This is a genomic window from Parahaliea mediterranea, from assembly GCF_003402235.1.
GTDB lineage: Bacteria > Pseudomonadota > Gammaproteobacteria > Pseudomonadales > Halieaceae > Parahaliea > Parahaliea mediterranea.
This window is the reverse complement of the sequence record NZ_QEWO01000002.1, coordinates 554,604-569,127: the sequence shown is the minus strand read 5'-3', so window position 1 is coordinate 569,127 and position 14,524 is coordinate 554,604. Positions and strand designations below refer to the sequence as shown.

12 protein-coding genes are annotated in these 14,524 nt (G+C 51.1%); 10 read left to right on the top strand and 2 right to left on the bottom strand.

Annotated features, from left to right (window positions below):
* Positions 1 to 12: 12 nt before the first annotated feature.
* Both DDZ17_RS08005 and DDZ17_RS08000 read right to left on the bottom strand, forming a co-directional pair.
* On the bottom strand, positions 13 to 420 hold the full coding sequence (locus tag DDZ17_RS08005) for a hypothetical protein (RefSeq protein WP_116365598.1): 408 nt from the start codon (positions 418 to 420) through the stop codon (positions 13 to 15).
* Positions 417 to 1,781: a restriction endonuclease subunit S gene (locus tag DDZ17_RS08000; RefSeq protein WP_157976541.1), complete on the bottom strand. Its 1,365-nt coding sequence runs from the start codon at positions 1,779 to 1,781 to the stop codon at positions 417 to 419. Before DDZ17_RS08000 ends, DDZ17_RS08005 begins: the two co-directional genes overlap by 4 nt.
* Before the next feature lie 370 nt (positions 1,782 to 2,151).
* On the opposite strand from DDZ17_RS08000, the gene DDZ17_RS07995 reads away from it, so the two are divergent.
* The 10 genes from DDZ17_RS07995 (at position 2,152) to DDZ17_RS07960 (ending at position 14,364) form a co-directional block, all read left to right on the top strand.
* Positions 2,152 to 3,144 carry a CBASS cGAMP-activated phospholipase gene (locus tag DDZ17_RS07995; protein WP_157976540.1) on the top strand — a complete coding sequence of 331 codons (993 nt, stop codon included), beginning with the start codon at positions 2,152 to 2,154 and terminating at the stop codon, positions 3,142 to 3,144.
* Entirely contained in the window at positions 3,134 to 4,357 is a 1,224-nt protein-coding gene (locus DDZ17_RS07990) for a CBASS cGAMP synthase (protein WP_157976539.1), read from the top strand. Before DDZ17_RS07995 ends, DDZ17_RS07990 begins: the two co-directional genes overlap by 11 nt.
* Positions 4,358 to 4,372: 15 nt before the next feature.
* Positions 4,373 to 6,052: a HesA/MoeB/ThiF family protein gene (locus DDZ17_RS07985; RefSeq protein WP_241505846.1), complete on the top strand. Its 1,680-nt coding sequence runs from the start codon at positions 4,373 to 4,375 to the stop codon at positions 6,050 to 6,052.
* Entirely contained in the window at positions 6,025 to 6,525 is a 501-nt protein-coding gene (locus DDZ17_RS07980; protein WP_157976538.1) for a Mov34/MPN/PAD-1 family protein, read from the top strand. The genes DDZ17_RS07985 and DDZ17_RS07980 overlap by 28 nt, the downstream gene beginning before the upstream one ends.
* A gap of 1,112 nt (positions 6,526 to 7,637) precedes the next feature.
* Positions 7,638 to 8,999, top strand: coding sequence for a hypothetical protein (locus tag DDZ17_RS22365; protein WP_157976537.1), 1,362 nt, complete (start codon positions 7,638 to 7,640; stop codon positions 8,997 to 8,999).
* A 65-nt stretch (positions 9,000 to 9,064) separates the two neighbouring features.
* The gene (locus tag DDZ17_RS22360) at positions 9,065 to 10,153 is read left to right on the top strand and encodes a hypothetical protein (protein ID WP_157976536.1); all 1,089 of its coding nucleotides are present in this window, start codon (positions 9,065 to 9,067) and stop codon (positions 10,151 to 10,153) included.
* Between the two features lie 24 nt (positions 10,154 to 10,177).
* Entirely contained in the window at positions 10,178 to 10,618 is a 441-nt protein-coding gene (locus DDZ17_RS22355; protein ID WP_157976535.1) for a hypothetical protein, read from the top strand.
* Positions 10,619 to 10,722: 104 nt separating this feature from the next.
* Positions 10,723 to 11,397: a hypothetical protein gene (locus tag DDZ17_RS22350; RefSeq protein WP_157976534.1), complete on the top strand. Its 675-nt coding sequence runs from the start codon at positions 10,723 to 10,725 to the stop codon at positions 11,395 to 11,397.
* Positions 11,398 to 11,402: 5 nt separating this feature from the next.
* Complete coding sequence (locus DDZ17_RS07965; RefSeq protein WP_157976533.1) at positions 11,403 to 12,947, top strand: MotA/TolQ/ExbB proton channel family protein; 1,545 nt, start codon at positions 11,403 to 11,405, stop codon at positions 12,945 to 12,947.
* A 37-nt stretch (positions 12,948 to 12,984) separates the two neighbouring features.
* Positions 12,985 to 14,364, top strand: a complete 1,380-nt coding sequence (locus tag DDZ17_RS07960; RefSeq protein ID WP_157976532.1) for a DUF4407 domain-containing protein — start codon at positions 12,985 to 12,987, stop codon at positions 14,362 to 14,364.
* The last annotated feature ends 160 nt before the right edge of the window (positions 14,365 to 14,524 follow it).

Sequence of the window (14,524 nt, the reverse complement as noted above, 5' to 3'; positions counted from 1 at the left end):
ATTTCCTTTTTGTTAAATAAGCTTCACCATCGGCCCGACCATCTGCAGATTGGGGTGCTCAGCAATGGCAGCCCTCAACATCGGCTCGGTGGCGAGTAACCCGGACGGTAGACGGCTTTTCAGTTGTGCCAAGGGTAGTGGTCTACCGTTGCTCTGGACAATTTTGGCGATCTCCTGAGACAGGTCAGGTTCGTCCTGGGCGTTGATATCGGCCAAAGCATAGCGCTCGACACCATTACTGTTGGTATCCCGCACCAGCCCTGGTTGGCAGTACAGCCACAGCAGCAGCTGCGACTGCTCCCAGCCCAGGTCCTGCCAGAGCATGGGCTGAGCTTGCCAAAGCTCCTCCAGGGTCTGTGGTTCTTCGCGGACGCTTATAAGTAGCCGGGCTAGCGCCTTCTGGTTGGCTGCATCGTTCATCGATTGTCCTCTTGGGGAGAGTCGTCCTGATGCCGGGCGGACAGCTCTGGGTGAACTCTACGAAACACCTGCTGCATTTCACGATCGAGGTTTACGAGTTCGCGCCGGGCTTCCGACTTTTGTTGCTGAATCTCGGTCAGCCGCTGATGCCAGTCTTGGGCGATGGCTCCCTCGATTGGCGGTACTACAATTCGCTTGAACTGCTCAGGCTGTACGAAGCGCTGGACAGTGCCGGTTGCCAAACGGGCGACTTGCTGTCGAACCAGGGTGGTTTCCAATAGCAGTGCGTATGCACCCGGTGTGCGATGAAAATTCAACACTGCCAGCTGTTCGCTGGCAAAGGTGGCCGAGGGAAGGGCGCTTGAAAGCAACCCTACCTTGGGTTCTTGCACAAAGGTGGATACCAACACCGCGAAGGGGCTGAGTGACCGCCGATGATAACGCCAGCGTCGGTCTTTGGAGGCTTCGGCGTCGAGCTGGATATCGAAATGCCCGGTAATATCGCCGATTTTTATAATGGTACTTGCTTGATCCGCACTGGCAGACCCCTTGGGGTTAACCTCCGCCAGTCGAGATAGAGGAACACACTGATATTCCTCGATCAGTTCCCGGCAAATGCGGTTCTGTTCGGTTGCGGCATGGCTAAGGACACTGTCTATATCTTTGGCTTCAAAACGCTGGGCGACCAGCCCGTCCGTTGGCGTAGCGAACGGTTGATTGGGCACTCTGGTGGCGATCCAGCGCTTTGTGGCGTCACGCAGCTGTTGCAGTCGATCGTCGGCCTGGCTCAGACGCTCATAATGCTGCCAATACTGGTCGGCAAGCGTGTCAAAGGCGGCCGGGGGGGGCGCTATCGGCATCGATGCCAGTTGTTTCAGTCCCAGGCGGACCAGTGAATTGATGGCGCCTGGCTGCTCGAAGTAGGAGCGATAGATGGGCTGATTCAGGCAATACGCGACCCAGATTGCCTTGCGGCGGCTTAGTCCGCGTACTACTGCAATATTGGCATCTACCGGATGGCGGCGATGAAACGAGGAGACCGGTGCAGCGCTGATATGGCCGACCCGACGCACAATAACATCTCCGGGAGCGACGCAGGCGTTTAAACCGCTCAGTGAGGGTTGCCCCATCAGTGTCGCGTCCGTATTGAGCTCCATTTTGCCCACATGGCGCATACGGTAGTAGCGCTCCCCCCTGATGGTCTCCCGGTACTGCTGGGCTCGTTGCTGTGCTGCCGGTGAGGCCGAAAGTCGTCGGTACTCGCCAGTGATCGGGTCGCGTTGAGCCGGGTTGCGCAGTTCAACTTCCCGCAAGAACCAGTCAGATTCTGGCCTGTCGCTGAAACGCCAGCCGTCCAGCAAACGCGCTCCCAAGTCATTCACGCTCGGCCATGTATCACCCACGCGGCGTAGCACTGCCGCTGGCGAAAGGTGGTATACCGGTCGCCAGTCGTCGGCAGAGGCAAGCTGCCTCGCGGGGGTGAGTTGATGGTGCAGGGGGCGATCCTTGTTGTTCGATGATGCTACCTTAGGCCGCTACGAGGATTATGTCAATAAATATAAATGCGAGTATAGACGCCAAAAGCCATAAAGTTTGAGGTTGGTATATTGCGTGACCTCGATGGTTCGACATACTATTTACCACTATTGCGAGTATAGACGCCACGATTGGCTAGAATAGGTCAGCCTGGAGTCACTCTATTGGCTCAACGACCGGGGGATGGTTAAACCAATGACTCAATCACGAACTAATGTTCTGGCGCTGTCCGGTGGCGGTTTTCGGGGCCTCTACACCCTTCGTGTGCTGAAACACCTCGAAGAGAGCACTGGACGGCCAATCACCGAGGGCATTGACCTGCTCACGGGCACCTCGATTGGTGGGATCATTGCACTGGCGCTGGCGGCCGGACATCGCCCCATGGAGCTCGAGCGCATGTTCGTTGAACGCGGCGCCGACATCTTCCAGGGGCCCACCCAGCCTTGGCGGCGAACACTCAGGCGGGTGGGCCGGACGCTACTGTTTCGCCCGATGTACAGCAATGACGCCCTAGCCGCAGTATTGGATGAGCTGTTCGGTGACCTGCGGATGGGCCAACTGAAATCCCCTGTCACCATCCCGACCGCCAACATCAGTACCGGCAAGCCCCAGTTCTTCAAGAGCATGCATAGCGACAAACTCGATCGCGACGACAAGGTCAAAGTGCGGGATGTGGCGTTAGCCACCAGTGCCGCACCGGCGTATTTCCCGATTCATCCCATCGATGGCAATAAACACGTGGACGGGGCGCTTGTCGGCAACGCACCGGGCTTGTTCGGTTGGCTGGAAGCGCGCTGTTTCCTTGAAAGGCCATCGACGGGCATCCACGTGTTATCCATCGGGACCTTGTCCGGCAAGCCAATTATCGATGCAGGTGATACGCATCATCCGGGGGCGCTGTATTGGCTCGGCGTAAACACGCGCCGCCTGCTTCAGCAGATGATGACGCAGCAGGAGCACCTCTCTGATTACATGCTGCAGTTGATCCTCCAGGACCAATATCACCTAATCGACGGCACGGTCACTGGGTCGGCACACAGCGATATTGAGCTGGACGATCCGAGTCCCACGGCGCAACGCGCCTTGTTGTCAGCGGCGGACAGCTCCGCCAGCGAGTTTTTGGCAACCCCGTTTTACCGACAGTTTTTCAACATTGACCACCAGGAGTGTGTTCGCCATGCCAGTTAGAAATCGATGCCATCGGTTATTTTATTCACCCGGCGAGCAGGCCTTTCTGACTGCACTGAATCTGCCCGACCGACTCCTCAACGATCTGCGCGCGGCGCGGGAAGAGATTGAACAGGTGCTGCGCGAAGGCTTTAAAGCCCGACGCGAACTGGAACAGCGTAAGCGGGATAAAGAACGCCTGCCGCTGCCGCAACCGCGCTTTGCCCTGCAGGGCTCATATGTCTACCGGACCATTAACGCCCCTGCCTATCCACCTGAACAGCAGGTTGATATCGACCTCGGTTTGTATCTGCCATTTGACGTGCTGGGCGATGGCCAGCAGCCCGCTGAGCACGTCTCGGCATATTTCGAGGTGGTGGAAAGTATCCTGCATGAATATATCGAACAGCGTCGCCCGGAGTGGCGGCTTCACACCGGCAAACAGACCTGCATCAGGGTTATCCTCAGCCCCACGACGCATATTGACCTTCCGCTCTACGCCGTGCCCCAGGCAGAGATCGACCGGGTTAAAAACCAGCGGGCCAGTAACTTGCAGCAGGTTGCCTTGGGACGAGAACACGCCATGGGGCGTCTGTTCCTCGACGAGGACCAATGGGTTCAGGATGTTTCCCCGACCGTGATCCACCTGGCACATCGCACGAAGGGCTGGGAGCCTTCCGATCCCCTGGTCATCAAGACCTGGGTCAATGACATGTGCCAGCAAAAGGACAGCAAAATCAGGCATATCTGCCGGTTTCTGAAGGCCTGGCGCGATGAAGCCTGGCAGGATGGCGGCGGTCCCAGCTCCATCTTCCTGCTCGCATTTGTGATTGCCGAATACAATGTCGAGATCAGCGACTACTGTGCCCAGCTAACGCATGTCATTGACCGCCTGGAATTCGTATTCGACCTTCCCTTGTACGTGCCCCGCCCCACGCCAGAGGACAACTATGCTCAGGAGGACCTACGCTCTGCAGATCGCATACCGCCGGAGAAACGAGCGGATTTCGAGGAGAAGTTCCGGGTCTTGAAACACGGCTACCAGAGCGCGTTGCTAGCCGCGACCCCCGAAACCGCAAACGCACAGCTCCAACGGATTTTCGGGGAGCGACTGCCGTATGCCCCAGAACGTATCGACGTGTGCGACGAGCGCGCGGCCCTGGTCGCTGGTGTCAAGCGTGCACCGGCGCAGCGTCGTGAAGTGAGGGCTCGCCCGCAAGGCTTCAGTGGATAACTAACCTTGGAGGAAGTGGCCCAGTTTCTCTCGGCCAAGGGTTTCCGGCACAGCGTTAACCCGATCACTAAACGGCATTCCTATACGGGTCTGCTGACGGTCCGCGATACCGGTTACTGCCTGGAGTTGCGGTTCTCGGAAGGCGTCTATAACTTTCCTGAGGCGTATTTGACAGAGTGGGGAAGGGATCCTGAACTGCGTGAATCATTGCACCTGCGCAACATCAATAGTGACGGAAAGGTGTGTTATGTCGATGAGTCCCAGACCTGGTGGGATCCCCATCAGGCTGTCGGCATGACAGTAGCCGCTCTTAGCGACATTGCCGCAGTCATTGATCGCAACCAGAGAGGCGAGTGGCAGTCCACGGAATTTCTGCGCGACTTTGATGGCTACTGGCAGGGAGGGGGCGAACTGTATCGTGTGGCGGAGGCCCAGGGTCGCGGCGCCTACCTCGGCGTTCAGCACAGCGAGAGATACTGGCTTTTTCCCGAAGGCGATATTCCGCATTGGCTTTCAGGCGGTAAACCCACTGGTCTGTGGGTACCACTACAGTTGAAGTCACTACCGCCACCGCCCGTCCACTGCTGGCCGCCGAAAACGACGAGGGAATTTGTCCAGTGGGTAGGGCTGGGTGCCCTGACCAAAGTTTTAGAGCGTCTGGTGCAAAATGGCGGCAAAGGGTCCAAACGCCGCAAGGGGCGGTCTCGTGAGATACCGGGAATAGCCCGCCTCCTGTTAAGTTGGCCAGACGGAGCGGGGCACAGTGAGCCCCGCGTAGGCGTTCTGTTCCCACTGAACCCGTTGGTAGTAAAGGAAATCCGGCAGGGCTACTTTAAATCGGCTGCCAAGATGCTGTCGGGGTTAGCGGACGAGATTCAGAGGTTTAGTGTCCTCAACACGACGCCGGCCTATATCCATCACCGCAATCTACCCGAGGGTTATCGCACTCTCAGAGATCACCGGGTTGTGCTTGTGGGAGCGGGCACCATCGGAGGATTTCTCGCCGCCCAATTGTGTTCCATGGGGGCCGGCTACGGACCCCGCGGCGCACTGCACATCATCGACCCTGATCGACTCAAGCCTGAGAACATCGCCAGGCATCTACTTGGCATGCCCGACATCGGCAAGAACAAGGCCATCGCGCTCGCTGACCACTTGAGGGCGCAGTATCCCCATCTGAATATCGAGTCGCACGATTGCTCGGCCTGGGAGTATCAGGAAGCGTTCAAGGGGAAGACCCTGGTGATCAATGCGACCGGGGTGATTTCTGTCGGATTGGGCCTGGAAGAAATGCGCTCTCATCAATCGGGGAGCGTGCCGATCCTGCACTCCTGGATAGAAGGGCACGGCTTGGCCAGTACTGCCTTCTTCAGCAGCGGGAAATCGGGCGACGCCTGCTTTCGATGCCTGGTTCAATACCGCCCCGAGGGCTACCGCTTTCGGTGCACAATTGCCAAGAATGAGGCGGATATTGAGCCCGTATTCCAGGGATGCCATCAGAGCTTTTTCCCCTATCTGGTGACAGCCTCCAATGCTGCTGCAGTGCAGACAATGACGATGATTGCCGAATGGCTCAACACTCGGCTCAAGTCGACACTGCGGTACAATATCTTGAGGCCCGAGTTGGTCGAAAGTCGGCCAGACAGTACGCCGAAGCCGGATGCGACGTGCAGCATTTGTTCAAAAAAGCACTAACCCCGCCAGCACGTGAGCGATTATTTCGCCTGCCCGATGCCGGTCTGCTGCTTATCGAAAAATCCGTGCTTGAACGCATTCACGCCTACCGGCAAGTCGGCAACCAGCGTGAAGCAGGGGGGCTTCTGATTGGTTATTTCCGTGATCCACACCTGCATATCACCGATCTCACGGTGCCGGGAGCCGGCGACCGTTGCAGCCGATATCGATTTGCCAGGGAAGACCCTTCGCACTTGCGACTGGTAAAAGACCGTCACGCCGGCTCAGGCCGGCTGCTCAACTTGCTGGGCGAGTGGCATACACACCCGGAAGCCGTACCCTCTCCATCGGGAATTGACCAGCGTGATTGGGCCAAGACCCTGGCGGTAAGGGCCAGCCAGCCCACCGTATTTCTGATCGCCGGCACCGAGAGTGACTGGATTGGCCACTGTTGTGGCCGAGATCGCAGGGTAACGCCAATATCGGAGTTGTAGCGTTTATGTCTTCACTGAATCCGCTGAAACCGCAGGAGCCATATCCGGGCGATTGAGTGAGAATATGTGTTGCCTGAACTGGAATTGAATTGATTCAGCATAATTAGATTTCTTCGCCCAATTCAATGAGCAGAGATTCGATATCCTGAATCGCAATGCATGTATTGTTTGATTGAAGTGCGGCATTTGTTGATTCCCAGAGCCACTCCGACTTACTAATATCCAAGAACTTTTGGATATTAGATCTATGGATACATTTCTCGCTCGCCGACTGACCTTTGAGCGAACTGTCCCGCCAAGCACAGAATCCATTAGCGTAGATGGATAGGATGGCGTGGTGGCAAAGATCACTAGGCAAGACGGACGACCTTCCTGATACAGAATATATGGAACTTACAGCCCATATAATCACTACGGGAAGGAGAAGTATTGTAAGAATTAAACGGATTTGCTTGGACATTTGATTACCTGATTAACAATATAGTTCAGCTCATCTTGAGCAATTCATAGGGGATTGGTGGTGTTCGCACGGCGTGACGGCCACGCTTGGGTAACAGGCCACGCAGAGTGAATCGGTTGTTGAAGCGTTAGCAATACTCAGCCAGATGGCGAGGCAGGTGCTTTGAGCCGATCGAATGGCAGGTTGTTTGACGCCGGCAGTGGCTACATTGCAGCACTCTCGCTCGACTTTTAAGCCGGCAATGAATCTTGTTACCGCAGTCGCTCCAGACGAAGCCCCCGGGGTAACGTCAGGCCGACAGTGTCTGCTCACAATGGCCCCTCGGTGCCATAGTCCTGCATTAACTCGAACAGGCGATAACACTTCTAAAACTGAACCTTGTTCTTAGTCATGATGCCGCCTCCGCTGGTGCTACGCGCACGAGCACTGTATGGGTGAACAGCATGGCTGTTACTGAACATCACGGGTAATCTGGTTTGATTATGTGGGTTCTTAGCTTAGACTTTTGAGGGGTTTATTGCGAATTTAGATCATAGTTCGATTCCATAGAGCAAACTATTGCACTCATACGTATTGATGCTAATCTAAACTATGATCATCATTTCTTGGTCGTTACCTAACTTATAGAAGACAAAGTTTGAGGGCTTCTTGCATGAAAATGCCTGTGCTTGGAAAGTCTATATTCGTGTTGAGCTTGTTTGTATTTAGTGTTTCATCTCTGAACAGCTCGGCATCGACGGGTCCTCAAGCAGGAACATTGGAGCAGGTACTCTCCCAGAATAAGCTTATCATCTGTTTATTGAGTAAAGATAACAAGAAAGAGTGTACTGATAAAACTTTGTCGCAGGTAGACGAAGACCTTGCCCGCGCCAACGAGGTCATTGGCAATATCACTGGAAATGAAATCGATTTTAATGGGCACAAAGCAACATTTACAAAAGAAGCCAAGGAGGCTCTTAGTAAATGTACAAGGGAAATTAAAAAGTTTGGCGATGATCCGAACTCTACACAAGTACAGGGATGCACAGAGGAAGAAATTAAGGAAGTCCTTCATAAAGTTGATCAAGGCGTTAGAAAATCGCTTGCAGCCTGTAATAGTACCGGGAAAGATCTTGGTAAATTATGGGTTAACCTCAACACCACGGGTATATCTCAGGCATTAGGTGACTTTGTCGCTTCAGAGGATTATCGCGAACTTGAAGGCAGCACAAGGAAATGTATAGACAGGGTTAAAGAAGAACACGCAAAGGTAGACAATGCGCTGGATGAGGTAGCCTCCACGTTGTCGAGTATTGCGGCCTTCTGCACCGCAGTACCAGAGCCCACGGCTTGTGGAATATTTTCGGCAATTCAGATTTTGATGAATCTTTTCTCCAGTGGGGGTGATGGCGACGGTGATGGGGACGGCGAGGGGGACGTTTCCGGAAAATCCACTGGTGATTGCACTGGCCCTGACTGTTGTGAAGGGCCGCAATGCCCAGGCATATCGGATGGGACGTGTAGGGGGCAAGGGCCAGAATGTTGCCTCGCTCAAAATTGCGAAAAAGTGGGAGGAGTAAGTCAAGCCAAGCAGGCAAGTGCTCTTGCGGGAAATGACGGCGATATATCATGTGCACCGTCTGGCCAGAATGACACAACCTGCAAAGATGGTGGTCAATCAATCACTTTTAAAAACATTCGACAGTTGAGTTGGAAGAGGAGCCTCGAAGTCAGAGATTCTAACTCTGAGGTTGTCGAAGCTTTAAAAGAATATATCCAGCAACGAGCGGATGGCGAACTATTAGACGCTGAGCAGGTTGTCAGCAAAAGCGATACTCTCGACAACAAAGTGACTGTATCAGTCACTCGGGGTGAGGTAGCTTGGTGTCTTGAAAAAATCCCCGGGACACAAACGAGTGTTAAAACAATTAGTGGTGAATCATTGAATTCGTACAAACTTGTCCTTGCACAAGATTCACAGGCACAGGGAAGCTATAAACTAAAAATTAGAAGAAATTCATGCATTAGTGACTGACAGTTGATTCGCCATTACGAAAGATGAGGCGAAAACTTAGAAAGCGTTCACATGTAATAGAGAGTGTGCGTGCAGACATGGCTGCCGCTCTTGTCGGAATTATGATCGTGCTGTTCGCGTTAGTGTTTAAGCAGGCACACTACCCGCCAGCGGAGCCCGAGCCAAGTGCTCGTTTGACAGTTCTCTTTAGAGAAGACCCAATTAGACAGGAAACGATGGAGAAGGGGTGTGGTGGGAACCCCTGCTTCAATGCAAGGCCAGTCATTTCACCTTCCGGGGATAAAATAGTGTTTGAGTGGTCGGAGGGATGGTCTATTGAAAAAGAGCGCGCCGGATTAGAGTGCGGCTTAGGAAGTGCGAAGGTCGAGACAGACTATTGGGGGAAAATCGATGCGTCCTCAGGCTTGAAAATATCGGGTACACGGCTTGCGTTATACAGGGGATTATCTGACCTTCGTACTAAGTATGGTTTTCCCGAGGCAATAGAAAGCGCAGAGAACGTCATCGAGCCTCTAATCAAGATGGAGGGAATGACACCCCTTACGTCAGCCCAGGCTTGGAAACTGATCAATCAAGGTTACGAGGAACTTGGGGTGACTTGGAATGGATCCGGCCTTCGAGGTGTTTTGCTTGCCTCTAACATACCTGAGACTGAGAAATTTAAGGAAGCCGAGGTAGATCCTGCATCATCTTATTATCTGCAAGTGCTTAAAGGAATTCATGGCCCTGTAGACTATCATGGCGTGGATTCAAGTGCAGTAAACCCAGCCATCGGCACCTTGTGGTTGACTGATATGGCCACTGACTATTTAAGAAATCGGGCCTCAGAAAAGGATCTCAGCTTGTTGAGTAGTTTTCTTCCTTTTCGAAACTATTTTTTGCTTGAATGTACCGCTTATGGCTCAGTCGTGGAATCTGAATCCTATCTATCGTTGTATCTAAAAAACGTTGCTGGCACTACTGTTCTGCCTCGTGCACTTACGGGATTGATTGTTCGTTTTGAGAGCAGTCGACGAGATAAGCCTGTTATATGGGCTCTAAACGATGCTTCAATAGGCAAAGGGTTTCTAGGCGAGATTCTTCCTCCCTGCTCTAGTCCTACCAATGAAATGTATCTGGATAATTATTGTGAAGTGAGATTTCCGTTGGATTAGGCGATGCGAAGCGTTTCGATACTCATGACGGATATCTTCTTTGCCTTATTTGGCATATTCGTCGTCTTGAGGGCTATCTCCCCCCACTATGAAACCGGGGAATTGATGAAAGCGCAATTCGAAATCAGTTGGCCTGCTAAAAGTAGTAAGGACTGCTTTCTTGACGCATGGTATGAAGATGGAGCAGGGCCTCAGTCTATGTCTACTCATGGGATCGCTGTGGGTACTTTCACCGCTACAAGCGGAAATTGTTTGTTCAACTATCCCGCTGAAAATATTGTGCCCGCAGGTTCCGGTGTCAAAGTACATGCTGTAATCCCCATAATTGAATCCTGTTTACCAGGAGGTGGAAAGGCTCAGGTAAGTATGGCCATAAGAGGCAAGGCGGAAAAGAAATTGGACGCCTGTACCAGTTCAGGTTTGGTATATATGCCGGTCTACTTCACTGCTGAAATACCCTTTTAAAGGAAGCTCATATGGACGCATTTTGTGAATTTCTAGAGACTGATCACATCATAGCGAACAGTGCATTTTACGAATCATTCTATAGGCTTTCGGGGGAACAGTTGATGGCCCAGGTTCGGGATGAAGACGGAAAGTGTGAATTGAGACTATGTGATGCGGATGCTAATCCACGTTACGATTTGTGGTTTGATCCGAACGTCGGGTGTCCTCTTGATAGGACCAGTGAGCCAATAGCGTATGGAAGAACTCCTACTGATAATAGTTACGGGATAGTGAACGAGACGCAGATCGATGCAAGAATGACAGCTCTACAGACGGAAGCCATTGGAATTTCTTGGTCCGTCGATTCGTTAGAACTTGTCGCAGCAATCAAAAATACCCCCAATGGTCACCGTTTCTTTGAATGGGAAGTCAATCAGCTGGGCAATACTCGAAAAGTAATTGTTGCTGCGGACGTAGAGAATCAATTGGAGGTATGGTCTCGGGTTTTGGGCCTAGTGCTTCCGAAGTTAACTTCTGGTGATGTCCTTCGCGCAGCCGTGCTTAGCGAAGATGCCAGTGCATGGGCTACTGAGCAGAAGTTAATAGTACTTGACACGGATAGTGTTGTACATGAGTTATCAGTTTCATGGAATGTCGCTGATCCTAAGGCGGTAGATGCATTATGCAATGCATCCAGATCTAGCTTCGACGATAATATTCGGCCGAAGTTACAGAAACTCTTACTTGAATTTCATAGAGCTTTCCCAGCAGCGGAGAGATCTAAAGACTGTGGATGAGCACTATGTCTGAGAGAGCCAAATTTGGGAGCCCTCATCAAGATGTTAGACGGGGAATTTCTCCCGATGTGTTGGCATTCCTGATGATTGTTGGTTACGTATTTTTGGCAACAGTCCCTTATAAGTTCGGGTGGGATCTGCAGAATCAGCAGCTCGAAAATGAGCTTGGACGAGCTTCGATTGATTGGGTAAAAGCGTTTGAGCTCTACCGGGGGGAGAGGGTAGATAAAGGTATATCTACGACGGGACAAGATAAGACGCCTGCCACGACAACTGCAGAGAATTCGACGCTAAAAATTGATGATAAGAGAACAGTTCCAGCGCCCAAAGGCGATTTTGTTGCTATCGAGTTCACGGCTTCCGGCGCGAAGGTAATTGTCAACATTAAGCAGGTATTTGTCGATTTCGTGGATTCAGAGTATCTCCCTGAAGTGTGTGAGTCTCCTCAGATAATGAGCGTTTGGAATTGGGTTGGCATTTCTCCCGGTGGCACTTGGGACTCTATTGCAAGACGGGTAGAAGCCTGTGGGCAAGCTCTGACGACGGATGATCCAAATTCATCTACTAAAAAGCTTTGTAAAGGGACCCGAAAGTCCTCCGAAAGTAAAGTTTGCGTTGTTTCCACTAGATTTGCAGAGGCAATGACGCTTTGGGAGCGAGGCGAATCATCTGATGGAGGAGGAGTACTCGCTTGGATTCTCATTACAATTTCCAGCATTGTACATGGCGTACCTCAAGTTATATGTTTATTTATCGCTTGGTTCTACTATCGACGAGCTAGAGCTCTCAATAGCTTGGTTTTGGGTTTTTCTGATACGGATCGCTCCGAGACACTTCGAGGGAATGACGAAGATGTAGAGACTACTGGTCAATCAAGTTATAGCGATTTCTGCAGCGCGGAATCTGACGCTAGGAAAGCGGCTGATAGAGCTAGTCGATTTCATAGTGAAGCGGCTCGAGAAAAGGATTTCGATAATTCCAGGGAAACAAGACAGCGAGAAATCGATGACGAATTTGTGAAGTTCCAGACGGTTGGTGACACTATTGTGTTTGTCGGCCTCATTGGTACGTTGTACGGGCTAATTAAGCTGTTTGCTGCAATAGCGGCAAGCAGTAGCGCTGATCCTCTGATAGCTGAAACATCTCAGGCACAGATGTTTGGTGCATTAGGGTTGGCCTTCGGGACAACAATGTTCGCTGGTATCACGAAGGTGTTTTACGATCCAAAGATTGAATTCTTCAGGGTGGGTGCGTTGAAAGCGATCGATGTCGCATTCGAAAATGAACGAACAAGATTGTTGTATGGCGAGGACTCCACTTCCGACGAACTATCAAGTAACCGATTAGCAGGGCTTCTGTCGATTGGGGCGAAGAGACTGAAGATGGCCGGTTTCAAGCTTGAGTTGGATGAACGACATAATATGCGTAGACATAAGGAAGGACTTCCTAAATTGGGGGGGGAAGTTTGGGTCTGGATGGCGGGAATAATTGTATTGGGAATGCTTCTTTACGAATTTCTTTGGCCAATTTTAATCGCCGGGAATCCATAGATCTTATGATAAACGCTACTCGGTAGGAGAGAATTCATTGTCTGAGATTAATGGCAGGATTGGCCGGTTTTTGCTCTTGTCTGGTGGCGTGGCTCCGCGTGCTTTAGAACAAGAGGGAGCTCCGGATGAAATAAATAAGTTCAAAGCATTTGGGTTCGTAGTTCTACTGACATCGTCACTGGCTTTTTTCAGTGCGTTGTTTTTCTTTAATGAATTGTTGTCGCACTACGATGGGCTTGCGAGTGAGATCTCAATCATTTTGCTATCGTTGTTGTGGGCCGTATTGATTTATGCATTGAATAGGGTGTTTCTTAGCACCATGTTCGGCGAAACTGGAAAAGAAAAACTGGTCGCTGGTTTTGTTAGAATCGCGCTAGCAGTGGTTATTGGGATTATCATAAGCGATCCTTTGAAGATTGCAGTCTTTGATGAGGAATTAGAAGCCCAGATTGCTTCTAATTTCGGAAAAACGTCATCCGAACGAGAGCGAGATAAATATTCTGAAATTCGGACACTTGAAGAGGCGAGGGAACAAAAGCAGAAGCTTTTGGCCGTATCGAGTGAGAGACTTACGTCGTTAAATCAACTTCAGCGTGAGCTGATAGAAGCAAGAGAGCAAGGGAAAAATCTCCAAGAAATATTCAGCCTGGAAATTGCTGGCGCACGTACCTTTGAAAATGAAAGTAACAAGAGGTGGTATGCGACAGGCGATGGTGTTTCAAAATACCATGAGTTGTCAGGTAAAGTTGGCGAATTTGGACCTGAATCTCAGAAGTTAAAGAGTGCAATCGGAGAATGGAGTAGAAAAATATCTGAATTGGAACGCGAGCGAAAAAACTATCCAATGGAGGCTTCATCGATTGAGTATGAAATTGCGACTTATAAGGAAGATCTCGAACTTCTACGCGATCGAATCTCAGGTGCAAACGACGATGCACGTATGGTTGAAGAAAAAGTCGAACAAGAAACTGCGAAGGGTTATGTGGCAAAACGGAGAGAACTTCAAGAATACCTTGATCGACATGGTGGCAAAAACTACTTTCTGGCTATCGGGCTCACTATACTTTTAATTTTTGTGGAATCAGCTCCAATGGCAGCCAAAATATTGTCACGTCCTGGACCGTATGAGAGGTCAGTCGCACGAAGAGATGGGACTTTTGAGGGGGCAGAATCACACTCCGAATTTTTGAAACGTAGGATACAGGAAGAGAATGCAGACCACTCTGCACAGCGTGAGTTGGCACTGAGAGAACTGGAAACAGAAATGGAGCTCGGGATGCGAGTTGAAGTCGCAGCGCTAATTGATGAGGAAATTCAGAAGGTGAAGGAGCTACCTCCCGGAAAACGGTCTGAGGCTATCCAGCATCTTTCATCGGCGATTGAATCATTGCTAAATATTCAAAGGGAAATGTCATAGCGTGATTTGTTGAGTTTATATGAGGCCAAATGTTTAGCTGTACTTCGCCTCGATTGCTGATTGGAGCATGTCAGGCTAGCATTAGCACTCAATTGTTGAGACCTGCATAAATAGTGAACAATTGCAGAGCCAGCAGTTTTACCTTGTCCGATTTCATTCG